The 24,491-nt window shown below is 67.6% G+C and carries 22 protein-coding genes; 7 read left to right on the top strand and 15 right to left on the bottom strand.

The window, feature by feature from the left end; all coding sequences use genetic code 11:
* Together IEY82_RS37560 and eccB are read left to right on the top strand one after the other, a co-directional pair.
* Positions 1 to 1,016 (top strand): RNA-guided endonuclease InsQ/TnpB family protein (locus IEY82_RS37560; RefSeq protein ID WP_189129062.1); only part of this gene is annotated, 1,016 nt, incomplete at its 5' end.
* Positions 1,017 to 1,159: 143 nt separating this feature from the next.
* A complete protein-coding gene (eccB, locus tag IEY82_RS37555) occupies positions 1,160 to 2,575 on the top strand; it encodes a type VII secretion protein EccB (protein ID WP_189129061.1) in 1,416 nt (471 codons plus the stop codon).
* Between the two features lie 26 nt (positions 2,576 to 2,601).
* On the opposite strand, the gene IEY82_RS37550 is transcribed toward eccB, so the two are convergent.
* The 6 genes from IEY82_RS37550 to IEY82_RS37525 form a co-directional block, all read right to left on the bottom strand.
* A complete protein-coding gene (locus IEY82_RS37550) occupies positions 2,602 to 3,351 on the bottom strand; it encodes a WXG100 family type VII secretion target (protein WP_194518810.1) in 750 nt (249 codons plus the stop codon).
* A 1-nt stretch (position 3,352) separates the two neighbouring features.
* The gene (locus IEY82_RS37545) at positions 3,353 to 4,465 is read right to left on the bottom strand and encodes a hypothetical protein (protein ID WP_189129059.1); all 1,113 of its coding nucleotides are present in this window, start codon (positions 4,463 to 4,465) and stop codon (positions 3,353 to 3,355) included.
* Positions 4,466 to 4,495: 30 nt separating this feature from the next.
* Positions 4,496 to 5,728, bottom strand: a complete 1,233-nt coding sequence (locus IEY82_RS37540) for a WXG100 family type VII secretion target (protein WP_189129058.1) — start codon at positions 5,726 to 5,728, stop codon at positions 4,496 to 4,498.
* An 11-nt stretch (positions 5,729 to 5,739) separates the two neighbouring features.
* Positions 5,740 to 6,123, bottom strand: coding sequence for a hypothetical protein (locus tag IEY82_RS37535; protein WP_189129057.1), 384 nt, complete (start codon positions 6,121 to 6,123; stop codon positions 5,740 to 5,742).
* Between the two features lie 67 nt (positions 6,124 to 6,190).
* The gene (locus IEY82_RS37530; protein ID WP_189129056.1) at positions 6,191 to 6,502 is read right to left on the bottom strand and encodes a WXG100 family type VII secretion target; all 312 of its coding nucleotides are present in this window, start codon (positions 6,500 to 6,502) and stop codon (positions 6,191 to 6,193) included.
* A 39-nt stretch (positions 6,503 to 6,541) separates the two neighbouring features.
* Entirely contained in the window at positions 6,542 to 6,889 is a 348-nt protein-coding gene (locus IEY82_RS37525) for a WXG100 family type VII secretion target (protein ID WP_189129055.1), read from the bottom strand.
* A 303-nt stretch (positions 6,890 to 7,192) separates the two neighbouring features.
* Here IEY82_RS37525 and IEY82_RS37520 point away from each other — a divergent pair, with 303 nt between their 5' ends.
* A complete protein-coding gene (locus IEY82_RS37520; protein WP_189129054.1) occupies positions 7,193 to 8,521 on the top strand; it encodes a prolipoprotein diacylglyceryl transferase in 1,329 nt (442 codons plus the stop codon).
* 6 nt (positions 8,522 to 8,527) lie between these two features.
* Complete coding sequence (locus IEY82_RS37515) at positions 8,528 to 9,193, top strand: hypothetical protein (protein WP_189129053.1); 666 nt, start codon at positions 8,528 to 8,530, stop codon at positions 9,191 to 9,193.
* Between the two features lie 4 nt (positions 9,194 to 9,197).
* Here the strand turns inward: IEY82_RS37515 and IEY82_RS37510 are convergent, their stop codons facing one another.
* From IEY82_RS37510 to eccD, 6 genes are all read right to left on the bottom strand, one after another.
* On the bottom strand, positions 9,198 to 9,653 hold the full coding sequence (locus IEY82_RS37510; RefSeq protein ID WP_225264101.1) for a YbaB/EbfC family nucleoid-associated protein: 456 nt from the start codon (positions 9,651 to 9,653) through the stop codon (positions 9,198 to 9,200).
* 40 nt (positions 9,654 to 9,693) lie between these two features.
* Complete coding sequence (locus tag IEY82_RS37505) at positions 9,694 to 10,014, bottom strand: YbaB/EbfC family nucleoid-associated protein (protein ID WP_189129052.1); 321 nt, start codon at positions 10,012 to 10,014, stop codon at positions 9,694 to 9,696.
* Positions 10,015 to 10,017: 3 nt separating this feature from the next.
* On the bottom strand, positions 10,018 to 10,395 hold the full coding sequence (locus IEY82_RS37500) for a YbaB/EbfC family nucleoid-associated protein (RefSeq protein WP_189129051.1): 378 nt from the start codon (positions 10,393 to 10,395) through the stop codon (positions 10,018 to 10,020).
* On the bottom strand, positions 10,392 to 11,180 hold the full coding sequence (locus tag IEY82_RS37495; RefSeq protein WP_189129050.1) for a hypothetical protein: 789 nt from the start codon (positions 11,178 to 11,180) through the stop codon (positions 10,392 to 10,394). Before IEY82_RS37495 ends, IEY82_RS37500 begins: the two co-directional genes overlap by 4 nt.
* 8 nt (positions 11,181 to 11,188) lie before the next feature.
* Positions 11,189 to 11,464: a hypothetical protein gene (locus IEY82_RS37490; protein WP_229697786.1), complete on the bottom strand. Its 276-nt coding sequence runs from the start codon at positions 11,462 to 11,464 to the stop codon at positions 11,189 to 11,191.
* A 387-nt stretch (positions 11,465 to 11,851) separates the two neighbouring features.
* Positions 11,852 to 13,297 (bottom strand): type VII secretion integral membrane protein EccD, encoded by a 1,446-nt coding sequence (eccD, locus tag IEY82_RS37485; RefSeq protein ID WP_189129048.1) that lies wholly within the window; start codon positions 13,295 to 13,297, stop codon positions 11,852 to 11,854.
* 111 nt (positions 13,298 to 13,408) lie between these two features.
* Here eccD and eccCa point away from each other — a divergent pair, with 111 nt between their 5' ends.
* From eccCa to IEY82_RS37470, 3 genes are read left to right on the top strand one after another with little or no spacing between them, the layout of a single operon-like run.
* The gene (eccCa, locus tag IEY82_RS37480) at positions 13,409 to 17,398 is read left to right on the top strand and encodes a type VII secretion protein EccCa (RefSeq protein WP_189129047.1); all 3,990 of its coding nucleotides are present in this window, start codon (positions 13,409 to 13,411) and stop codon (positions 17,396 to 17,398) included.
* A 40-nt stretch (positions 17,399 to 17,438) separates the two neighbouring features.
* On the top strand, positions 17,439 to 17,765 hold the full coding sequence (locus IEY82_RS37475) for a hypothetical protein (RefSeq protein ID WP_189129046.1): 327 nt from the start codon (positions 17,439 to 17,441) through the stop codon (positions 17,763 to 17,765).
* Positions 17,762 to 18,907 (top strand): transglycosylase SLT domain-containing protein, encoded by a 1,146-nt coding sequence (locus tag IEY82_RS37470; RefSeq protein WP_189129045.1) that lies wholly within the window; start codon positions 17,762 to 17,764, stop codon positions 18,905 to 18,907. The genes IEY82_RS37475 and IEY82_RS37470 overlap by 4 nt, the downstream gene beginning before the upstream one ends.
* A 92-nt stretch (positions 18,908 to 18,999) precedes the next feature.
* Here the strand turns inward: IEY82_RS37470 and IEY82_RS37465 are convergent, their stop codons facing one another.
* The 3 genes from IEY82_RS37465 to mycP form a co-directional block, all read right to left on the bottom strand.
* Positions 19,000 to 21,042 (bottom strand): serine/threonine protein kinase, encoded by a 2,043-nt coding sequence (locus tag IEY82_RS37465; RefSeq protein ID WP_189129044.1) that lies wholly within the window; start codon positions 21,040 to 21,042, stop codon positions 19,000 to 19,002.
* Between the two features lie 259 nt (positions 21,043 to 21,301).
* Positions 21,302 to 23,203 carry a serine/threonine-protein kinase gene (locus tag IEY82_RS37460; protein ID WP_189129043.1) on the bottom strand — a complete coding sequence of 634 codons (1,902 nt, stop codon included), beginning with the start codon at positions 23,201 to 23,203 and terminating at the stop codon, positions 21,302 to 21,304.
* Between the two features lie 101 nt (positions 23,204 to 23,304).
* Positions 23,305 to 24,444, bottom strand: coding sequence for a type VII secretion-associated serine protease mycosin (mycP, locus tag IEY82_RS37455; RefSeq protein ID WP_189129042.1), 1,140 nt, complete (start codon positions 24,442 to 24,444; stop codon positions 23,305 to 23,307).
* Between the last annotated feature and the right edge of the window lie 47 nt (positions 24,445 to 24,491).

The following is a 24,491-nucleotide window of genomic DNA, read 5'->3' as shown; positions in this document are numbered from 1 at the left end:
GCAGGCACGTCTACGGGCAGGTCAAGGACAGGTACGGGCTGGCGGCTCAGGCCGCGCAGCATGTCATCAAGAAGGTCGCCGACGCCTACACCACCCTGCACGCCAACCTGCGCAACGGCAATCTGGGCAGGCCCGGCTCCGTCCGGCGTGAGCGGGTGCAGGCCAGGCCGATCGTCTTTCGCCCGGGCGCGGCCCAGCCGTTCGACGACCGCTGCCTGTCCTGGCGGATGGACGCGCGGACGGTGTCGATCTGGACCGTGGGTGGGCGGATGAAGGGCGTGGCGTTCACCGCCTCGGCCGATCAGCTCACCCTGCTGGCCGCTCACCGCAAGGGCGAATCAGACCTGGTCTGCCGCGATGGCAGGTGGTTTCTCATCGCCACCTGCGACCTGCCGGACGTTCCGGTGCGCGCCCCGGACGGGTTTGTCGGGGTGGATCTGGGGATCGCCAACATCGCCACCACCGCCACCGGCACCGGCACCGGCGATGGTGTCCGTCACAGCGGCAAGACCCTGAACGCGGTCCGTCACCGCCACCGCGAGTTGCGCCGCCGCCTGCAGGCCAAACAGACCAAGAGCGCCAGACGGCTGCTGAGGAAACGCCGCCGTAAAGAAGCGCGTTTCGCCGCCGACACCAATCACACCATCGCCAGACGCATCGTGACCGAGGCTGCACGCACCGGGCGAGGCATCGCCCTGGAAGATCTCCAGGGGATCCGCGACCGGGTACGGCTCCGCAAGCCCCAGCGGGTCACGCTGCATTCATGGAGTTTCCACCAGCTCGGCCACTTCATCGCCTACAAGGCGGCCCGCGCCGGTGTCGCCCTGGTCTGGGTGGACCCGGCCTACACCTCGCAAGCCTGCTCGGCCTGCGGGCACGTGGCCAAGAACAACCGGCCCGACCAGGAAACCTTCGCCTGTACGTCGTGCGGCTTCGCTGAGCACGCCGACGTCAACGCAGCCCGCAACATCGCCTCACGCGGTGAGACGGGCTGGGCAGTGAGTCACGCTGCCTGACGCGGACCAAACCGTCGAAGCCACCGACGGCGAGGAACTGCAAGCTTGGTCGTTTACGGCCGAGAAGCTGACGAGACGCTCTGGGACACTCCTATGCTGTCCTGTTGTCAGTCACACTCCTCCCCCCGCCGAAACGGAGTGGCATGCAGACCCGGAAGGACCTCTATCAGGCTCATCGGCTGATGATGCAGCGCCTGGGCATGGCGTTGTTGCAGGCCGAGCCCGATGTGCCTGAGTCGCCGATGCGGCGGCACACGGTGGCGCTGTTCTGCGGATTGCTCATCGCCGCCCTGATCACAGCGGGGTTCGGCATCTGGGGGCTGCTCAAACCCGGGAACGCGACCAAGCTCACCGATCCCGGGCAACTGCTCGTGGAGGAGGAGAGCGGAGCGAAGTACGTCTACAGCGCGCAGGAGAACAAGCTGCTGCCGGTCGCCAACTACGTCTCCGCGCGGTTGCTGCTCGACGCCTCCGACGTCAAGGTGCGCAACGTGTCCGCCGCCTCGCTGGCGGGCTTCGCCCGAGGACCGTACGTCGGCATCCCCGGCGCGCCCGACTCACTGCCGGTCAAGGAGAAGCTGGTCAAGGGGCCCTGGTCGGTCTGCGTGGGCCAGAAGGCCGATGCGTCCGGAGCGACCCAGACGTACGTGACTCTGGTGGGCGGCATCGACGTCGGCGGCCAACCGGTGGGCAACGGCGCGATGGTCGTCACTGACGAGCAGCAGCAAGGCTGGGTGATCTGGGCCGACCAGAAGATGAAGGTCGGCCCAGAGGGGATCAACGCGCTCGGCGCCACCGTGCTCAGGAAGGTGCCGGCCGCCTGGATCAACGCCATCCCGACCGGGCGCGACTTCCGCGGACCGTCGATCCCCAACCGGGGCAAGGTGGTGCGGGGGCCGACCGGCAAGGCGGCGCGGGTCGGTCAGATCTTCACCACCCCCGGCATCGCCGGCGCCGCGGACCGGTGGTACGTGCTCGCGCAGGACGGCCTCGCACCGATCACCGTCACGCAGGCCACACTGATTCGCAACGACCCGGCCAGCAAGCAGGCGTACGGGCGGCGGCCGGTCGTGCCGATCGAGATCGACGCCGCGACCGCCAACTCGATGCCGTCCAAGCTGCAGCTCCTAGGCGGGGGCCTGCCTTCGACGATGCCGAAGGTGATCACGCCGTCGACCGAGGCCCCGCTGTGTGCCGTGTACGCGGAGACGCAGAAAGGTTCGACACGCGCCAAGATCACCAGCGGTGGCCGGATCGCCATCCCGGTCCCCGCGACGACCGGCAGCCAGGAGCACTTCGACCAGATCCTGCTACCTCCCGGCGGGGCGGCGATGGCCGGGTTGCTGCCAGGAGATGGGCAATTGTCGGCGATCAACACCTACTACCTGATCAGCGACCAGAATCGCCTCTACCCCCTGCAATCTGGGGCGCAACTGGAGACCTTCGGGTACGACGCCTCATCCGTCGCACCGATGCCGGCCCAACTCCTGCACATGATCCCCGAGGGGCCGCGGCTCGATCCGGCGGCCGCGCACACGCCAGTGAAGATCAACGGGTAGCCCCGGAGCAGCGACTCCGGGGGCCCTCAGGCCGGCGCCGTTTGTCCGGGAACAGTCAGGCCGGACGTTTTCTTGTCCTCAATCGTCACCGGGATGAGCGCTCCAGAATTGGCGTCATTGCCAAGCGCCAGTGAGTTGTACATCGGCATGGCTTCCATACTCTGAAATTTCATCATTTGATTCATGCTCATCATCTGGACGACCTGATACGTGCCGCCGACTGTGAAGGCCATTGTCAACAGTCCTCTCATCACCGGCTTCAGCTTCGTCCACAGCGTCTGCACCCCGGCGGCAGCCGCTGCTTCCCCCGCAGGCGCTGCGGGGGGATTCGCACGCGTCACCACCAGGTAACGCGCGATGATTGCCATCACCGCTGCCACCGCGACTGCGACCCAAGACAGGACATCATAGAGTTTCGCGCTCGACTTCAGAGCGTTGCCCACGCTGTCACGCTGCATAGCCGCGTTTCCGGTCTGCTTGGTGAACTCTTTCAGCAGCTCATTGAAGGCGTTGAAGGCTTCGCCTTCCCAGTGGGCATCCTTTTCGAGGTGTTCCGCCAGCGACGCCACGGACGCTTGCAATTCCTGCAATTCTGCGGTCTGGCCCCCCTCTTCCTTGGTCATCCACTCCTTCATGGCCTCGCGCATCGAATCCGGATCAGCCATGATCACCCCGAGGGCGGCGGTCACAGAGTAGGCCAGAGGGTGCCGTATGAAAGCCGCGCTTGCCGCAGCAACTGCGATTGCTCCGAGGAATCGTTCCGTCGCCAGTCCCATGTCAGGCGCCCTGGTGTCGCAGGACCTGCGGTGTCACGTCCTCGTCGATGCCCCAGTCTTCTTCGTCTCCACGTAGGAGGTCGGAGGTGGAGCCATCCTTCTCTCTTTCGCCGCCCATGCCGCCCATGCCGCCCATCGGCATGAACGGCATGCCGCCCATACCGCCGAGGGCGTTAGCCGCGCCCTTGGCGAGAGCGGGAACCTGGTTACCGGACCCCGGTCCGCCGAGACCAGTGCCGGTGCCTGGGCCCGTGACAGTGCCGGGCGCACCGGTGGTGAAGCGAGCCGGATCCACCGATGCGGTGGCCTCCGGAATGCGGGGCTGCTGGAGCGACGGTGTGGTGGACGGATCGTAGCCGGAGAGACCCGTCTTCGTGGGATCCGAAAGGTTGGGCTTGGCCAAATCCGGATTCGCCATATCAGGACTCTTGAGGTCCGGGTTCGCCATATCAGGACTCTTGAAATCCGGGTTCGCCATATCAGGACTCTTGAAATCCGGATTCGCCATATCAGGACTCGCGAGGCTCGGATCAGGCATACCAGAGCCAGGCATACCAGAGCCAGGAAGACCCGAATCAGGCGATGCGGGGTCGGGTAGGTTGGCCTTGGGCACGTTGTAGTCGGGCTGATACGAATCGGGCAGATTGGCCTTGGGCACGTTGTAGTCGGGCCGATACGAATCGGGCAGATTGGCCTTGGGCACGTTGTAATTGGGCACCTGGGAGTCAGGCATGCTAGGGCTTGAGACATTCGGCACGTTCGGGAGCTGATTGATCGGCGAGTCTTCGTCCGCCGCCCTGTACTTGGAGTCAGCGATTCTCAGCGCTTCCCGCCATGACTCCAGCACCCGTTTGGCGACCTTCAGCGTTTCGGAATGCTGGTCGCGCACGTCACGGTGTGCCTTGTCACACTCACGTCCTGTCAGCCCGTATCCCAGCCAGGAAAGGGAAATTTTCTCCGTACGGCCCGCAAGGTTGCTCACCTTGGAGCTGTCCGCGTCGAGCCTATTGCTGTTGGAGGCGAGCTTTCCCTTCTCGAACTTCACACCGGACGACGGCGTGTAGTTCAACTGTGTGGGCAGATTTCCGTTGGAGTACGGATATTGGTTACCCATGGCTCACCCCTAACCAGCAGGACGCCTCGATCAACCGATGCGTGGTTCGGTCACAGTATGCGCCGTAGTCCAGATGTCGCGCTCTTCGGTAAGATGCGTCCCCACTTCGATCCCGTTGTCCGAGCCGCCGGCGCCCATGCCGCCCATCGGCATGAACGGCATCATTCCGGGGCCCATGCCTGCGGGCCTCACCGCACTGGCGGGACCACCGCTCACGGAGGAACCGCCGAGCGCTCCTGGGTTGCCGAGAACGGACGGAGCACCTGGCGTGTTGCCGGCCGTGACGGGGGTCAGCGTGGTGGCGTTCGGAGCGCCTGCGTACGGGGTGCTCGTGTACGGGGTGGCCGTATACGGGCTGGACGTGGTCTGCGGAGAGAAATTGGCCGACTCGGTGGCCCGGGGGTCGCCGATCACCGAAGGCACGGTGTTGTCGGTGAGACCGGTCTGCCGCTGGGTACTGAGCGGGTCCGATCCTGTGCCTTCTACGCCATTTCGACCCGCTGTGTTGGAGGTTCCGGTACCTGGGTCGCTGGTCCCGCTTCCCGTCGGGCTTGTAGCGCTGGGGCTCGTACCCGTGGGAGTCGTGCCGGCCTCACCCGGGCTGATGGTGCCCGTACCAGGTGCGAGCGGGTCGCCGGAGCCGGGCTCGCCCGCGTTCGCCGGAAGCTCGGACAGGACCACGGGCTTCTGGTTCGCCCCCCCTCCGTCGCCGGGGATCGCCACCGTGGGCAGTTCATATGAAACGGTCGCCGGGACGCTGGCGTTGAAAATGTTGGCCATCTTCTGGTTAAGCTCGCGCATCGCCTTCTGCGCTTCCCTGTCCTCGGCCGCCTTCCGCTCCTCGTAGGCCGACACGGCGGCGGCGGTGGTCGTCCCGCGGGGCATCACAGGGGTGGGGATGCTCTCGACCTTGGCGAGGGTGGCAGGCAACTCCTCGGCATAGCTGCCGAGAGCCTCGTCCATCTGCCTCATCTTGGACGACAGCTCGACGCCGCTGGCGTGCATCAGCTGCATCGCCTTCTGCACCTGGGCGGCCGTCGGCCCCTTCCAGCTCTTGGCTAGCTCGCCAGCACTCTCCTGCAGCGCCTGGACAGCCCGATCGACCGCCCCGGCCGCGGCCTTGTACGTGGATCCGGCGTCGCTGATCTCTCCCGGCTTGGTATCGCTGAGGAGCCGTTCGATCTCTTTTCTCGGAGCCTTGACCGTCTGCCCTTGAGGGCCCTCGCCGGAGCGAATGGTGAGGACAACGCGCTCGCTACCCACGGTGACCTTCCTCAGACTTCACTGCCGCCCTCGTTCATGCTGTTCGTGTTCGCGTACGCGTCGGCGTTCGCCTCGATGGCCGCGACCAATTGGTCGTAGGCATTGGCGAAGTCGGTGTAGGCCTGGAGAAACTTCGCTGCGGCACTGGTCTCACCCACGGACTTGCTGAACGCCTGCGCGTCGTCCCACTGCCCCACCTCGGCCGGGGACAGCTGAGTATCCGAGCCGAGCCGCCCGAGGTGCTGGTCGAGATTCTTCGCCGACGCCAAGTCCCGGGCGATCGCCCGCATCCGTGTGACCGAATACTCCACCGGCTCACCGCCGTCAAGCCCGGGCCATTTCGGGTCCAGGACCAGCGGGTTCCCGCCGTCCTTCGTCGCTTCCTTGGGTGCCATCTCGCCCCGTCATATGCGCAAGCTCGGTCATCGCTTGCCAGCGATGACCGAGTCGGGTGGATACGGTCTAGACATCCCACATAAGGAGATTTTTTCTCTCTGTTTCCTGGTATCTTCCGTTGGCCGTACGGACCGCGGTGGACGCGGCGTCGAGCGCGGTCCTCATCGCCTCCTCCTGCGTATTCCAATGGGCCTGCCTGATGTCGAAGAAGGACTTCGCGCCTCCGTCCCAGTTGCCCGCGAACGCCTTCTTGATGTCCTCGACGAGCTGGTTGGTGATCTGGTCCAGTTGGTTCACCACACCCTTGAGGCTGTCCGCCTGGGCATCCATCTGACCGAAGTTGACCCTAGTAACGTCAGGCGCAAGACCATCGCCCACGGCAATCTCCTTTGTGTGTATGCAGAAAGATGGACGAGCCTAGGCTCGCACGTTGATGGCCTGGTCGACCGCGTTCGTGTTGACGGGGACGTCACCGAGGTTCATGTTCTGCGCCTCGGCTTCAGCGGCCGAGTAGCCCACCCTGTTCAACCTCATCGTGTCGTAGATTCGCTCGAGGTCGGCGATGATGTTCCTGCATGCTGCATCCCACTCGAGCATGTGCTTCTTGTACTTGCCGGCCGCCCCTCCGGCCCAGCCTCTGCCTACGAGCTCGTTGACGCGTGCGTCAACCCCCTTACGGATGCCTTCGATCGTCTGCGCGGCGGTTTCCACGTGGTTGGCAGCGACATCGAGTTGGGTTGGGCTGGCGGTAAAAGCTTGTTCCATAGCGATTCCTCTTCCCGGGTTCTACGCTTCTCCCCGTAAGTCTTGGGCGCCGAGGGCAAGATCGGCACGAATGCCATCAAAGAGCACGGTAACCATCCCCCGCAACATGACTAACAAGTACGTAGGTCACGTTTAGGTAACACGATGGTGACACTCGGGCAAACGTGCAGGTAGGCCGCCTGAAGCTCCCGTGATTCCATACATGATCATGAGCGGCGGTTCCTGGCGGTTTGCCCCAGACCGCGCTGATCACCCAAGGTGGGGTCTAGCGTTTGCGATCAGTGTGGGGCGAAGGAGATCGCGGTGAGCGGACAGGATGTCGACAGCCTGATCAACTGGGGCACGACCATCGGGTCAGGCCAGCCCGAGGTGGCCACCACCGGCATGCCCAGCGAGATCCTGTCCCATCAAGTCGTGATCGTGGATCCGGCCGCCCTGCGCGACTCACAGACCGCAGAACCCTCCCAAGCAAACAAGTCCGATCAGCCGGCGAACGATGACGACACGAGGAAGGCGGACGATCCGCCTCTTGCGTCTGAGTCTCGAACAGGCGAGGACAAACCAGCCAAGGACGGCCAAGAACAAGCCGCCGACGGCTCTCGGAAGGACGCTGCGGATCCGAAGGAAGCCGACAAGAGCGACACCGAAGATCAGGCGGACAGGCCGAACTCCGGGGAGCCCGCCGATTCCAACCCTGAGAAAGCTGCCGACCCCAGCGCTGAGACCCCTGCCGACCCCAACACCGGCTCACCCGCCGACCCCGGAAGCGAAACACCTACCGACCCCGCCACCACCCCCGAAACAGGCACCCCCGAAGCGGGGGCACCCGAAGCGGGGTCACCCGAAACAGGCTCACCCACCGACCCCAGCACCGAAAGCCCTGCCGACCCCAGCGATGGCACCCCTACCGATTCCAACACCGGCTCACCCACCGGCCCCGGAAGCGAAGCACCCACCGATCCAGCATCCGGCTCACCCAGCGGTCCAGGCGGCGGCTCACCCACTGACCCAAACGCCGGAACCCCCACCGACCCCGCGGCAGGGACCCCTACCGATCCCAATACCGGAACCCCAACGGACCCCGGAAAGGACGACGACAACAAGCCAGAAAGCCCCTTCGCCCCAGCATCCGACCCTGCCGGACAAGTGCCTGATCCTAAAAAAGACGACACAAAACCAAAGGATGACACACCGAAGGACGATCCAGGCAAGTCAGATACGCCATCCAAAAACGGAAACGAAGGAACCAATCCCGGCAGCGGACCGCCCGCCAACCCTTCGGACAAGGGCACCGGCAACCAGCCAGGGAACGCAGGCCCTGATGGCGGCAACACCGACCCTCAGAACAAGACGGCGAACGCCGACGACATCGACAACATCGCCTACGCCATCATCAACGAGGTCACGCCTAAACTAGAGCAGGCATATAAGATCGCAAATGGTAACCACGCGGACCACACGACCTTCGGCCTCCTGGGCGCTTTCCTCCACAACAGCCATGAAAGCATCAAACGCTCACACACTGATTATCTCGCCCAGGGCAAAGATTTGCTCAATGAATGGGACGATAAGCTTGAAAAGACCAAGCTCAACTGGCAGCGAGCGGAAGACGCGAACACGATCAAGGACTGAGAACCGATGGACGCCGGCTGGTTTGTATTTACGCCTGCAATCGCCCTGAGCGGGTATGCCGCCGCCATGGTGGGAGGCAAGGCGGCCTTTTCCGTTCCCATCGCCATCATGGCACTCGCCAGCAGCCCGGGGGGCCAGTCAGCCCTGGCAGACAGGTGGGAGACCGTCTACAAAGAACTAGGAGACGCGCACCAGCAACTCCAGGGCACCAAGAAGAAGGGCATGCCGGAGGAATGGGACGCTGACGACAGGAATAAGTTCACCGAGAGGGTGGACACCCTCTCGGATCAGATCGTGAAGTCGAAGAACATCGTCCACGGAACCAGTCAGATCATGCGGCACTCGTCCAACGTGTCATGGGGCGCTTTCGGGGTGTGCACGGCGGCGGCAGCCGCCATGGCAGCCGCCGCCCTAGCCGCCAACGCCGGCAATATCGGTGGGCCGGCGGCAGGGTTGGCTGCCCGGCTGGCGGCGATGCAACGCGCGGGGAGCGTGCTCAAATCGCTGCACCGCGTAATGGAGAAGCAGCGCGCTCTCGCACTAGCGGCAAGCGGAATACTGCTCGTGGGCACCGCCTGGCACGAGGGAAATCGGCAGGTGATGGTGAGCCGCGCCAACCGTCCCGAAGGCGACAAGCCGGACTTCAAACAAGTGAGCCTCAAATGGGAGTAGGCGATCAGAGGTCGAGGCGACGGCGAATGCGGTCGAGCTCGCCCATCACGTCCTCGAAGGTCCGGTTGTAGGCCGCCTCGGCGCTCCTGACCTGGTGCAGCGCGGCCTCGGGATCCTTGACGAAGTTCATCGGGTTGTCCTCTTCCCCGAAGACCTCTCCCATCGACTCACTGACCTGACGCTGCAGGTCGTCGGAAGCCTCGCGGATGGTTTCCTTGAGCTTCTCGGCGAGCTCGCCCGAGCTGAGGCGCATGGCCTTGGGATGGAGCTCGAGCTCCTTCAACCCCTCGGTCGCGAACTCGACCGTGACCAGGCCGTCCTCGTCCTGCGCCCGGCCGACCAGGGTCGCCATGGTCTTCTGGAGCTCCTCGACCTGGGCGAACTGCCCGTCGGCGGTCTTGATCAACTTCTCGATGTCGATGTTGGCGAAATCCCCGAACTCCTGCACCGGCTGCTCCATCCTGATGAGGGGAAACGCCCAGCAAAGTAGCGCTTGGAGATCACATGCGCAATCTCCCGAACTGAGGCGGGCGAAGATCATCCATCAGCTCGTCCTTGGCGGCCGCCGCTGCCTCCTCCGCGGCGTTGATGGCTGCCAGGATCGCGTCGGCGAGGGCCGTGGCGTCCAGCCGCCGCCTGCTCAACGGGCTGATCTCCAGGCTCACCAGAACGCCGAGGAAGTCGGTGGTGGCCGTGATCCGGCCGTCGTCGGCCTGGCCGGTGAACGTGCGGGCGCTCCACTCCTCCACCCGCGCCTCGGCTCGCTCGGCGGCGGCGATCAACTCGTCCAGCCTGGCCTGCGCATCGGTGATCTCGTCCACGGTTCAATCCCCTCGTAAGACCTGCTGGATATAGGAATCCAGCGGATCATCACCAGTCGTGGGAGCCGCCAGCCCCTCTGTCACCTCCGTCATCCGCTCGCCCATCGCGACGTGGGCGGCGGCGATCGCCTCGCCAACCGCCTCGGCCAGTTGGACGTGGTCGAGGTCGCGCAGACCCCGAGGATCGATGGAGAGCCCGAGCAGGCGGCCGACGCCGGACACCTCGGCCCGCACGGCCCCCGTCGAGTCGGTGCCTTCCAGCCTCGCCTCGCTCATCTCGTCCAGCGCGCCGGTCAGCGAATCGAGCAAGGACCCCACTTCACGCAGCAGGCCGGACAGGTTGCCCTCCCCACCCGCGCCGAAGATGTCGAGCTCTCTCATTTCGCGATCCAGTTGTCCGGGTACGTGATGTCGTCATTGAGCTTGAGGTCTTTGAAGCGCGTCCCATAGTCCGGGTTGCCGTGTTCGTAGAAGGATCCTCTGAGCTGGTTGAGCTTCAGCTCCAGCTTGTTGAGGTCCCCCTCGTAAGCGCTCCAGATGTCGGCGAACTGCTTGGCGAAGATGCCGGCCACGGTCAGGAAGGCACCGATCTGCGCCCTCATGGCCAGCTGGCCGACCGGATGAGCGCTCGCGGCCATCAGTGTCCTGAGGATCGGCGCCGTGGTGGCGTACAGACCGAACACCGACAGGTCGTACGTGAGGACCTCCTTGCACTGGTTATACATGGTGCCGCTCATATCATCGGAGATCTTGCTGAGCAGGGTGTACAAGTTGTTGATCTTGAACCGGACGTATTGCTGGAGCATCGCGACCGCGTCGCCCTCCCAGTGGTCCACGACCGGGCCGAAGTAGGAGACCCACACGTCCTTCCTGGTTGCCTCTACCAGCCCGGACAGTTCCTTCCACCGTTCGCGGCGGAAGTAGAACAGGGCAGGGTCGCCCAGGTTGGCCGTGGCCGCCACGTCCAGGGCCAGCGCGCCGACGCCGACCGCGGACAGCACCATCGCTTCCCTGGTGGTCTGGCGCAGCGGATTCAGCGCGGTGATCAGCTTCTTGTAGAAACCGGGGTTGGTGGGCGGAGTTGGCGTGGCGGTTATCCGGGTGCGCCCAGGATTGGCGAGCGGGGGCACAACCCGCCCAGGCGGCTCCTGCGGGGGCATTGACACGGCGCTCCTCAAGCGGTCTTGATGGTGCCGGCCTCTTCGGCCGCCTGGTAGTTGTTCGCCGCCGCAACCAGCTTCTTACTGTCGGTTGTGAGCAACTCGGCGAGGAGGTCGGCGCAATCTTCCCAGGTGTCGCTGACGGTGTTGACGCGGCCGACGAACCGCAGGCCGATGGCAGGGATGCCGACGAAGGGGACGAGGTTCCAGCCCTCGAAACGAGGCGTGGCCCGTGCGATGGAGTCGATGGCATCGGCGGAGCCGGCCAGGACGCCGGCGAACTTCCTCACGATGCCCACCTGGACGTTGTAGCCGTCCGTGCCGGTGCTCGCCGCGGGGTCAGGCTCCACCGGGCGCCTGACGGGCTGGACGATCGCCTCCGTGGCGCCTTGAGGGAGCAGGCTCGGCGCGAGACACACCGGAGGCGGGCACGGGGGTGTGTGCGGACATGGGCCGGCCACCGCCGGCACGGCGATCGGAGTGCGGGAGGTCGAAGGCTCGCCGGAGGACGGGCCGGCCATGGACTCGGTATGCGACACCTGATCTTCCTACCATCCTTCCCCCGCGCCGCCTACGATTCGTCCCATGTTTTCCCCCGATCACCAGGGAATCTTCAACACGACTTAACACGCACGTAACCGGATGCCCTCCCCTGCGCCATCCGGGGCGAATGCCGCTCAGCCGGACAGGCCGCGTACCCAGGTGTAGACCTCCAGCACGCCGAGCGCGAGCGGGAACAGGGCGGCGATCAGCATCAGGTCGACGATGTCCCCCGCTCGCCCCCAGAACGGGGACGGCTTGCCCGACGGGAGCCAGACGCCGAGGCCCATCGAGATCAGCGCGGCCCACAGCAGCCCGATCACCAGTACGGCGGCCATGACGCCGCCGCTGCCCACGCTCAGCGAGATCGCCAGCATGGCCAGCCCCGCCACGCCGGATCCGAGGAGCCACAGCCGCTGTCCCACCCCGGCGAACACGCGGGCCCGCAGGAGGACGGTCAGCGACAGGACGACGCTCATGGTCAGGGACATCCAGTGGCCGTCGAGCACGAGGAGAAGGTGTGTCGCGATGACGACCAGCGAGATCCCGACGACCATGCCGGTGCCGTACCTTCTGGCCTGGACGGTGCGTTCCTTGATCGCGGGAGCGTCCAGCAGCTGGTTGTCGTTGCGCAGTTCTTCGGCGGTCGTGGGCATCGTGGGCAGGGGCAGGCGGGCGAAGCGGAAGGCGAGGGTCGGGATGAGCTGGCTGAGGGCCAGCAGGATGGTGACGGTGACCGCGGCCACCCCTGCCGCGGGCAGGCCGAAGACCATCACGACGGCAGTGCCCGCCGCGCCGGCGACGGAGGCGATGGCCGCGCCGAGGAAGCCCACCACCCCGTCCGCGATCAACGTGCCCGCGAAGGTGGCCACGAGCGCCGTACAGGCCAGCGCGGCCAGCAGGCTGGGCGCGCCCGGGGCGAGCACGTTCACGGCGTCGGTGGGCGCGAGCAGCCCCGCCAGGAAGCCGTACGGCAGGGCCGCGTAACCGGCCGGGACTCCTGAGGAGGAGTCGCCCACGGCCCTGGACATGACGGCCCCGGTGACGATCAGCAGCACGGCGAGGGCGCCCGACACGATGGCGGCCACCGTCCACGGCGGCCCCGCCAGCACCAGGGCCAGTGGACCCGCGCAGAGCAGCGCCATCGCGGCGCCCAGGCCCATCTTGCGGGTGTGCCCGTCACCCCAGACGCCGGCCCGCTCCTTGACGCCCGTGGCGACCAGGTCCGCGACGTCGTCGTACAGGGCGGGCGGCAGGGCGAGCTCGCTCGGGCGGAGGTAGAGCACCTCGCCGTCGAGCACGCCCAGCGCGGCGAGGCTCTTTCCGATGTCGAACGGCGGGCCGCCGAGCCTCTGGAGCACCCAGCCAGGAGCCGCGGCGGACTCGCCGCCGACCTCTCCCATGGCCCGCAGCAGTCCCGGCAGAACGTGCGGCAGCGGGATGTCGACCGGTAGTGCCAGGTCGGCCCGCTTGCGGGGCGCCACGATCGTCACGTGGCACAGCGGGGGCAACGGCGCGGCCACCTGGGGCAGTGCGCCCTGCGGTATAGGGCCGCCGTGATGGCCTTGAGCCAGCTGCCTCACCCGTACTCCTTTTCCCCATATGTCACACAACAGGATGAAGATATAGGGCAACGGGTGATCGCGTGCTTCTGGTAAGAAAGTCATCCGACCCTCACAGAAGGCAGTCCCAGGGTGAGCATCGTCATCGTGCGGCGCCCCGAGCGCCGACCCAGTCCCAAACCGCCCCGCGGCGAGATCCTGCTCGAGTCTCCCCCGGAGATCCCGGAAGTTCAGCCCCAGGGGATGATGGCGGTGTTGACCTACCTGCCGATGGTGGCGGGCGGCGCCGCGATGGCGCTGATGTTCACCTCGGGTGGCAACGGCAACCCCCTCATGTACGTGGCCAGCGGGTTGTTCGCCTTCTCCATGATCGGCATGTCGATCGGCCAGATGGGCCGCCAGGCCGGTGAGCGCAAGCACCGCCTCAACGGCCTGCGCCGCGACTACTTCCGCTATCTCTCCCAGGCGCGCAAACGCTCCCGCCGGGCGGCCAAGCAGCAGCGCGAGGCCCTGGAGTGGAGCGGCCCGTCACCCGACTCGCTGTGGTGGGTCGCGATGAGCCAGCGACTCTGGGAGCGTCGCCCGCGCGACGAGGACTTCAGCACCGTACGCCTCGGCACCGGCGTGCAGAAGCTGGGCATCCAGCTCGTGCCGCCGGACTCCAAGCCGGTCGAGGACCTCGACGCGCTGTCGGCCGGAGCGCTGCGCAGGTTCGTGCGGGCCCATTCCACGGTCTCCGAGCTGCCCGTGGCGGTGGCCCTCGGCTCCTTCTCCCGGATCAAGCTGAGCGGCGACCCCGGCGCCGTGCGCGACCTGGTCCGGGCGATGGTCGCGCAGATGACGGTCTTCCACTCCCCCGACGACATGCGGATCATGGTGTGCGCCTCCAGCGAGCTGATGCCCCAGTGGGACTGGGTCAAGTGGCTGCCCCACGCCCTGCACCCCGAGCAGGTGGACGCCGCCGGTCAGGTACGGCTCATGGCCGAGACCCTGGGCGAGCTCGATCAACTGGTCGGCGACGAGCTCAAGGAGCGGGCCCGGTTCCGGCCCGGCTCCCCTGCGGACGCCCTGCCGTACCACATCGTGATCATCGACGGCGGGCACGTGCCGCACGACTCGCAGCTCGCCACGGACGCCATCCAGGGCGTGACCGTGATCGACCTGTCCGACAGCACCGGTGCCGTCGACGAGCAGAGCACGCTGCGGCTCGACATCCAGCCCGACGGCTTCTTCATGGTCAAGATCGACCATGCGGGCAAGCAGAGCGCCACCCGGCTGGGCGACCCGGACAAGCTCGACTACCTCCGGGCGGAGGGACTTGCCAGGCAGCTCGCGCCGCTGCGCCTGTCGAGCGGCGTGAGCGGCGGCGAGGTGCAGGACGTGCTGTCCGCCAACACCACGCTGACCGAGTTGCTGGGAGTGACCGACCCGACCCAGCTCGATCCTGCGCAGACCTGGCGGCCCAGACCCGCCCGCAACAAGCTGCGGGTGCCGATCGGGATCGGCGCCGACGGCCGGATCGTCGAGCTGGACATCAAGGAGTCGGCGCAGGGCGGCATGGGCCCGCACGGCCTGGTCATCGGCGCCACCGGGTCCGGCAAGAGCGAGTTGCTCCGCACGCTGGTGCTCGGCCTGGCCATCACCCACTCCTCGGAGATCCTCAACTTCGTCCTGGTCGACTTCAAGGGCGGTGCCACGTTCCTCGGCCTGGACACCCTGTCGCACGTCTCCGCCGTCATCACCAACCTCGAGGACGAGCTGCCGCTGGTCGACCGCATGCACGACGCCCTGCACGGCGAGATGGTGCGCCGGCAGGAGTTGCTGCGCTCCGCCGGCAACTACGCCTCGCTGCGCGACTACGAGCGCGCCCGCGAGCAGGGGGTCAACCTGGCGCCGATGCCCACCCTGTTCGTGATCCTGGACGAGTTCAGCGAGCTGCTGACGGCCAAGCCGGAGTTCATCGAGCTGTTCGTGATGATCGGCCGGCTGGGCCGCTCGCTCGGCGTGCACCTGATGCTCGCCTCCCAGCGCCTCGAGGAGGGACGGCTACGCGGCCTGGACACCCACCTGTCCTACCGGATCGGCCTGCGCACCTTCTCGGCCATGGAGTCGCGCGTGGTGCTGGGCGTCGCCGACGCCTACGAGCTGCCGTCCGCGCCCGGCAACGGCTACCTGAAGTTCGACACCAGCGGCATGACGCGGTTCAAGGCCGCCTACGTCTCCGGCGCCTACCAGGGCGATCTCCATCAAGGTGGAGACGCCGACGGCAGCACCGCGATCCGCAGGGTGGTCGAGTACACCCCGACCTTCGCCCCCATCCCGGTGGTGAAGAACCCCAAGCCCGAGATCACGGCGGGCGAGGAGAACAACGGCCCGCAGATCAGCCTGCTCGACATCGTCGTGAAGCGGCTGCAGGGAGCCGGCCCGGCCGCGCACCGGATCTGGCTGCCACCACTGAGCGACCCCCCGACTCTCACCCACCTGTTGCCGCCACTGTCGATCACGCCGGAGCTGGGGCTCTCCACTCCGGGCTGGCCGGGGCGAGGCGGGCTGCACGCGGTCGTGGGCATCATCGACCGGCCGTTCGAGCAGCGGCGCGACCCGTTCTGGCTGGACCTGTCGGGCGCGGCCGGGCACGTCGGCGTGGCCGGCGGCACCCAGAGCGGCAAGAGCAACGCGCTGCGCACGCTGATCACCAGCATGGCGCTCACCCACACGCCGCGGGAGGTGCAGTTCTACTGCCTCGACTTCGGCGGCGGCTCGCTCGCCGCACTCGACGGGCTGCCGCACGTCGGCGGCATCGCGACCCGCCGGGACGGCGACCGTGTGCGCCGCACCGTGGCGGAGATCTCCGCCATTCTGCGCGACCGTGAGCGAATCTTCGGCGAGCAGGGGATCGACTCGATCTCCTCCTACCGGCGGCAAGTTGCCGACGGGACCATCGAGGGCGACGGCTGGGGCGACATCTTCCTGGTCATCGACGGCTGGCTGACCATCAGGCAGGAGCACGAGGCCCTGGAGGGTGTGATCACCGACTTCGCGGCGCGCGGCCTGGGCTATGGCGTCCACGTGGTGGCGTCCACCAACAAGTGGTCGGAGTTCCGCCCCGCCATCCGGGACCTGTTCGGCACCCGTATCGAGTTCAAACTCGGCGACGCGTACGAGTCCGAGATCAACCGGAAGGCCGCGATGGCCGTTCCTGAGGGCGTGCCCGGCCGCGGCCTGACCAAGGACGGCATGCACTTCCTGTCGGCCCTGCCGAGGATCGACGGCGTACAGGATGCCGAGGACGTGTCGGCGGGGGTGCGCTCGCTGGTGCAGGGGGTGCGCGACGCCTGGCAGGGTCCCGCCGCGCGGGAGGTGCGACTGCTGCCCGCGGTGCTGCCCGTGGCGTCGCTGCCCGGCCCCGACCAGACGGGCGCCAAGCGCATCCCGCTCGGCATCGACGAGGCCTCGCTCTCGCCGGTCCTGCTCGACTTCGACACCGACCCGCACTTCGCCGTGGTGGGCGACACCGAGAGCGGCAAGTCCAATCTGCTCCGGCTCATCTCAGAGGGCGTGGTGGCCAGGCAGACGCCGCGCGAGGCCATGTTGATCGTCATCGACTACCGCCGGTCGCTGCTCGACACGGCGGTCACCGAGCACCGCATCGGCTACGCCGCGTCCAGTTCGGCCGCCACCGACCTGATCAACAACGCCCGCGCGGCGCTGCTCAAGCGGCTGCCTCCGGCGGATCTGACCCCCGAACAGCTCCGCAGCCGCAGCTGGTGGGAGGGATCCGACCTGTACATCGTGGTAGACGACTACGACCTGGTCGCCGGTAACAGTAACCCGCTGCTGCCGTTGGTCGATCTGCTGCCCCAGGCCCGCGACATCGGCCTGCACCTGGTGCTCGCCCGCCAGATGGGCGGCATCGGGCGGGCCATGTACGATCCGATCATCACCAAGATCAAGGACCTGGCCAGCCCCGCGGTCATCCTGTCCGGCAACAAGGACGAGGGCTACGTGTTCGGCAACGTGCGCCCGCAACCGCTCCCGACCGGCCGGGGCTTCTTCGTCGAGAGACGCTATGGTCCGCGGCTGACCCAGACCGCCTTCATGCCCCCCTCTGAGACGAGCTGAGGATCGCCACCCGTCCTGACCTAGCAGAAAGGGGCACTCGATGGCAGGTGTCGAGCTGAGCCGGAAGGCGCTCGAGCAGTTGCAGGACTCGGTGCACGATCGGAGCGTCGACCTGGTCAAGGTCAAGGACGGCAAGGCGGTGGCCGGAGGCGGGGGGTTCCCGGCGAAGGCGCCCGCGTCCACCGTCTTCGGCGCTCTCGACGACTCCGCCGGTTTGGCCTCAGCCGTGGAGACGGTCGAGGCCACGGTGGGCAGCGAACTCGACGCAGCCAAGAATCGCCTCAAAGGCGTCGAGAACGCCCTCGACCTGGTCCGCCGCAACATCAAGACGGCCGACGACGCCTCCACCGCGCCGGACTCGGCATGAGCCTGCGCGACCAGATCGCCGCCCTGTACGACGGCCAGAAATTCGCCGCCCTCATGGACAAGGTGGCCGGCGACCCCGCCGAGATCAGGCGCATCGCCACGCGCTGGACGACCGCCGGCAAGGGCATCGTGGGCAACACCGACGTCCTGGCGGGCGCGGTCGGCAGGATGGACGACTGGTGGAAGGGCGAGTCGGCGGACGCCTTCGTCACGTACATGGCCCGCTACAGCAAGGCAGGGCAGGGCATGAACGACGCCCTGGTGTCCTGTGCCGGCTCCCTCAACGACGCGGCCGACGCGCTGGCCAAGGCCCGCAAGGGTGTCGACCAGCTCGGCGAGAGCCTGATCACTGACGTCGACAACCTGCGCCGGGTGTACGCGAAGGACCCCGACGCGACCGAGGCCGATCTCAACGCCGCCATCTCCAAGCGGGTCGGCACAGCCGCCACCGCCGCGCAGAGCTACGTCGACACGGCCGCCGACGCGCTCGCCACGTCGGTGAAGGGCATCAGCAAGCGCTTCGGCGAGGAGAAGACCCTCTTCTCCGACATCCCGCCCGCAGGCGATCAGACATTCGTCCCCGGCCCCGGCAACAAGATCGAGTGGATCGCGGTGACGCCCACCGAGCAGCGTCAGACGCAACTCAGCGGCAACGCCAACGGCACGGGCGGACCCACCGCGGCGCCCGTGAACAACAGCAACCCCGGCACCTCGTCAGCCGGCAACACGCCCCGCCCGAAGGCCGAGGTCGTCGACTGGATCAAGGAGGCCCTCACCGTCATCAAGTCGCCGGAGATGGCCTCAATCCTGCGCAAACGCGGCATCGACGTGAGCGACCTCGACCCGGACGATCCCAAGGACATCGAACGGATCTGGACCGTCATCCATCACGAGTCGGGCGGCAACCCCAGCGCGAGAAACGACTGGGACATCAACGCCAAGAACGGTGTCCCGTCACAGGGACTCATGCAGACGATCCCGCCCACGTTCGACGCCCACAAACTGCCCGGTTACGGGAAGATCCTCGAACCGGTCGACAACATCATCGCGGGCGTGCTCTACACCTACGACCGCTACGGCGACCTGAGCGGCCACCCGGGCATCGCCTCCCTGGAGAGAGGCGGCGGCTACAAGCCCTACTAGAACTCACTCCTGGCACGAAGCAGGGCGTGCACCGCGCGGTGCACGCCCTGCTTCGTTCATGTCATCCGTCTCGAAGAACCGGGCCGGACGATCTAGCCACCGCAGTTACCCCAGTCGGAGGTCGTGCTGTGCCCGCCGGCCGCGCCGATGTAGCGCACGCACTTGCCCCCGGCGTAGAGCTTCGCCGAGGCGAAGTGCGGCTTGTCGCCGCTGTGGACCTGATTGGGGCCGTTCTGCACCTCGAGGGTGACGCTGATCCAGCTCGGGTTGCCCACGTTCGCGGTCTTCACCGTCACCGCGCAGTGCTCGCCACTGCCGGCGTTGTAGAGCAGGTACGTGATGGCACCCTCGAACGCGGTGGACCGCTGGACGACGAAGCCGTTGCCGCAGGCCTCGTTAAGGGGGGCCGGGGGGGCCGCCGCGGCTGAGGGGGACGGCGCGGCTGTCGTCGGCTTCGCCGTTGGCTTGGGGGCCTCGGTGGTCGGGTTCTCCGTAGGTTGGGGGGCCGGAGGAGTCGGCGTCGGCGTGGGCGTCGGCGTCGCCGTGACGGTCACCGTCGCCCGGGGCGTCGGGGTCGCGGACGGAGTCGTCGACGGCTGCACCGTCTCCGTCACCGTGGGCGTCGGCGACTTCCTGCCTCGCCTGTCGGTGTTCTGCGGCGTGGGTGTCGCCGTGACCGTGGCCGTCGGCTGCGTGACCGCCTGGGTCGCGATCGGCTGCGTCGGCAGCGGCGAGGGAACCGTGCTCAGCTCCGGCACCGCGATGTTGCTCGGATCGTCCCTCGGCATCTCGAACGGCAACACACCGGTGGCCTGCGGCTCAGGTGTCTTCGCCCAGGGCACCGTCACCTCCGGCTGACCCGACGACTGCTGCTGCTGCTGCTGCGGCGGCGCCACAGGGGTGTCCGCGGAGTTCTGCTCGTTCGTCACCGAACCGGGCGCCGACGTCTGGTCACCGGAGGCCGAGGCGGGCTGCACCGTCTGCTTCGGCGCGTACTGACTCGCTCCCCACAGCCCCAGTGCGGAGACCAGCACGACGGCGGCCATCGCCGCGACCAGCCCGACGGGGAACTTTCTGGCCGGAGACGTGCCGGCGACGGTCTTCACCGTCTCGGGCGGCGTCGGGGGCTGCTGTGGCTCTGTCGTGGACGGCGGCGGTCCCCACTGCGTGGATGCATCCGCCTGCTGGGGCACCAACGGCGCGGGAAGAAGCGCGGGAGGGGGCACGGGCGCGGGAGGGGGCACCGGCAGCCCCTGGATCGTCGAGTCCTGCTCCGGGGGGAGGCTCACCTGACCGGAAGACGGCGCCTGCGGCGGCACCAGAGGTGGCACCGGCACAGCCGGACCGGCGGCGGGCGCGGCCGGTGCGGCCGGTGCGGCGGCGGGCGCGGCGGCGTTCTTGTCGCCCATCAGACCCAGCAGCGCCGAGTACGTCGTCGGCCGCCGCTCCACTTCCTTGGAGAGGGCGGACAGCACGATGCCGCGCAGCGGCTCGGCCATGGCGCCCAGCTTGGGCTTGGCGCTCGCGATGGCCTTCGCGTCGTGCCCGAAGGGCGGCTTGCCGGTAGCGGCGAACGTCACGACCGCCGCCCATGAGAAGACATCCGTGTAGGGGCCGTACGGCTCCGAGTTGAGCTGCTCTGGCGAGCGGTATCCGATCTCGCCGACCGGCGGCCCGATCGCGACGTCGGTGACCCGGGGACCGTCGGCGCCGACGATCACGTTGCGCGGGGTGAGCCCACAGTGAGCCAGGCCGGCCAGGTGGACGGGGGTCAGCGCGGTCAGGACGGAGACGGCCACCCGTTCGAGCGCGTCACCGGTCAGCGGCCCCTCGGCCTCGACGAGCTCCGCCAGACTGCGGCCCTCGATGTACTCCCGGACGACGTACGGCCGTCCCTCCCATACGCCGGCGTCGAGCACGCGCGCGACGTAGGAGCTCGAAATCCGCTTGGCGGACTTGAGGCGCTTGGCCTCCTCCGCGTGGGCAGGAGTCTCCGGCAACAGCTTGATCGCGACTTGGGTGCCACCCTTGCCTTTACGGCCTAGGTAGACGACCCCCCGTGACCCCTCGCCGAGTCGCCCGATGAGCGTGTAGTTCCCTAACTCCGCAGGGTCACGCGGGTGCAACGGGTCCATGAGCGCCCTTCCAAAGAATCATGTTTCGAGTCACATTGAACCAAATGTGACACACCAACATCACAGGTTTACGTACCTAAGTGATCGTTATTCGATTGATCGTTTACCGTGAGGAAACCATCAGTCCGGCCGACCGGTCCGCCGGGCTCAGCGGTTCCGAGGCGTCGCCACGTCGCCGGAGAAGCGCGGCGCTCCCCCGCCAGGCACAGCGAAGGGCGTGCACCGCGTGGCGCACACCCTTGCCTCCTGCCTGCGGCGTCTAGCCGCAGTCGTCCCAGGTGGAATTCGTACTGAACGAGCCGACCGCGCCCGCGTAACGCACGCACTTGCCCTCGGCCCGCAGCTTCACCGGCCCGGCGAAGAACTCGTGGTCGCCGTTGTAGGACTGGCGTGGCCCGTTCCGCACCTCCAGGGTGGCGCTGACCGGACCGGACTTACCGACGTCGCTGTTCTTCAGCGTCACCACGCAGTGCTCCCCCGTGCCGTCGTGGTAGAGCTGGTACGTGACACCGCTGGTGAACTCAGTGGACCGCTGGACGACGAAGCCGTCACCGCAGACCTGGACCGGGGTGTACGGATTCGTGGCGAACGTACGTGTCGGGGTCGGCGTGGCCGAAACCGTCGGCTGCTCCGTCGGCGTGGGCGGCTCAGCCGTGGGCGTGGGCGTCGCCGTGACCGTCACCGTCACCTGGGGCTGCGGGGAATGTGACGGATTCGGCGTCGGCGGCTGCGTCGGGTGAGGCTCCGGCGAGCCCGCGTTCTCCCGCCGGTCGTTCCGCTCCGGGCTGGGCGTCGCCGTGACCGTCACCGTCGGCTGCGCGACCGCCTGAGTCGCGATCGGCTGCGTCGGCAGCGGCGAGGGAACCGTGCTCAGCTCCGGCACCGCGACGCTGCTCGGATCGTCCCTCGGCAGGTCGAACGGGAGCACGTCGGTGGCCTGCGGTTCGGGCGTCTTGACGCGGGGGGCCTTCTTCTCCGGCTGCTCCGACGTCCGCTGCTTCGGCGTCGCGGGGATGTCCGCGGAGTTCTTCTCGTTCGACGCCGTACCCGGCACGGGCGTCTGGTCGCCAGAGGCCGAGGCGGGCTGCAGCGACTGCTTGGGCACGTACTGACTCGCTCCCCACAGCCCGAGCCCGGAGACCAGGACGACGGTGGCCATCGCGGCGACCAGCCCGATGGGGAACTTCCTCCCCGAACCGCCACTCACGGTGGCCTGCACCGTCTTGGGCTCCCACCACGCCTGCTGCGGCTCCGTCGCCGACGGCGGCGGCGGCTCCCATCGCGTGGAGTCGTCCAGCTGCTGTGGCACCCACGACGAGGGAGGCGGCAGCGGCACGCCCCGCAGAGGCTCGTCATCGTCCGGCGACCGGCTCACAAGGGCCTGAGGCGGCATCGGCACACCCCGGAGAGGCTCGCCGTCGCCCGGGACCGGGGCGCCGGCGCCCGTCAGCCCCTCAAGCGCAGCGTGCGTCGTCGGCCGCTCGCCCGCCACCACGGACAAGGCGGACACCACGATGCCGCGCAGCGGCTCGGTCATGGCACCCAGCTCAGGTTCGGCGTTGAGCACGGCCTGTCCGGAAGGTGGTCTCCCGGTAGCGGCGAACGTCACGACCGCGGCCCACGAGTAGACGTCCGTGCGAGCGCCGTACGGCTCAGAGTCCAGCTGTGGCGAGAGGTATCCGGCCTCAACGGACGGCTCATCGATCGCGACGTCGGTGAGCCGGAGACCGTCAGTACCGACGATCACGTTGTACGGGGTCAGCCCGGCGTGGGCCAGACCGGCCGCGTGCACGGAGGTCAGTGCGGTCAGCACCGCCACGGCCACGCGCTGGAGCGCGTCACCGGTCAGCGTTCCGTCTGTCTCGACGAGTTCGGCGAGGCTGCGACCTTCGACGTACTCCCGGACGAAATACGGCTGCCCCTCCCACACTCCCGCGTCGAGCACTCTCGCGACATGGGAACTCGACACCCGCTTGGCGGACTCAAGGCGCCGGGCGATGTCGGACGCGTCCGGCGTCTCCGGCAGCAGCTTGATCGCGACGGAGTCGCCGCCCTCGCCCCGGCGGCCGCGATAGACGACGCCCCGCGGACTTTCGCCGATCCGCTCTACGAGGGTGTAGCCGCATAACTCTTCAGGGTCACGCGGATGCAAGGAGCCCATGAGCGCCCTTCCGATGAAAAATTACGTCTGCCGTCACAATGCACCAAATCTGACACATCAACATCACAGGTGTTCATGTTCCACGATCGTTACATGATCGATCATTCGCTGGAACCGGCCCGCCAGCCGCGCCGCCTGCCCATCGGCACCACCACGCGGGCGACCACCACGAACCCAGCCAGGGTCAGCGCACCCGCCCCCAGAGCCGTCGCCACGTCGATCGCCCGCTGGTCGATCGGCGGCGCCTTCGCCACCACCCCCTGAGGCAACGGGGGCGGCAGCGGCGCGGCCACCGCCACCTGCTCGGACGGCAGCACCGCGGTGACCGCGAGCAGGGGGTTGACCATGCCCGCCCCGGTGCCGTCGCCCAGCGCGCCGTCGGCCGTCTTCTCGATGCGCCGCCGCACCTGCTCGCTGTTCAGGCGCGGATATCTCGATCGCACCAGCGCGGCCACTCCCGCGACGTACGGCGCCGCGAAGCTCGTGCCCTTGAGGTCGTTGCGGAAGGACTGACCGGTCCAGGTGCTGGTGATCTTCTCGCCGGGGGCCACGACGCCGACCCTGGAGCCGGTGTTGGAGAAGTCGGACAGCCCGCCCCCCTCACCGGCGGCGCCCACCGACAGCACCCCCTCGTAGGCGGCGGGATAGGCGGGCGTGGTGATCCCGTCCTTGTCGATGTTCCCGGCCGCCGCCACGATCACGATGTCGCGCGACAGCGCGTCGTTGACCGCCGCCTTCAGGTCGGGCTGGTCGCTCGCCTGCACCGAGATGTTGATCACGTCCACGCCGGCCGCCGCCGCCTTGCTGATCGCGTCCGCGAGCTTCCCGACGTCGCCACTCTGCTCGTTGGTCTGCTTGTACGAGATCAGCCGGACCCCTGGCGCGACCCCGTAGAACGGGACGCCCTGCAGGTAGCGGCCCGCGATGATGCCGGCGGTCGCGGTGCCGTGCCCCATGCAGTCGCGATGCCCCGTCTGCGTGAGATCGACCTGCCTCAGGACCTGCCCGGCCAGGGAGGGGTGCCTGATGTCCACGCCGCTGTCGATGACCGCGACCGTGACGCCCTCGCCTCGGGTCAGCTTCCATACGTTGCGCGCGTCCAGGCGGCGCTGCGCCCAGGACTCCCCGACCTGCATCGAGCCCTTCTCGGGCTCACATCGAACGGGTGCGGCGTGTGCGGCGACCGGCACGGTGGCGACTCCCATGGCCAGCCCGCATGCCAGCAGGATCCGTACGATCATGACCGAGAAGCATATATTGCCCCGGTTTCGCATCCGGGCCGGAAGGC

It is taken from the genome of Nonomuraea cavernae (assembly GCF_014646355.1).
Classification (GTDB): domain Bacteria; phylum Actinomycetota; class Actinomycetes; order Streptosporangiales; family Streptosporangiaceae; genus Nonomuraea; species Nonomuraea cavernae.
Note: the sequence above shows the minus strand (reverse complement) of the source record. Positions and strands in the feature narration are given on the sequence as shown.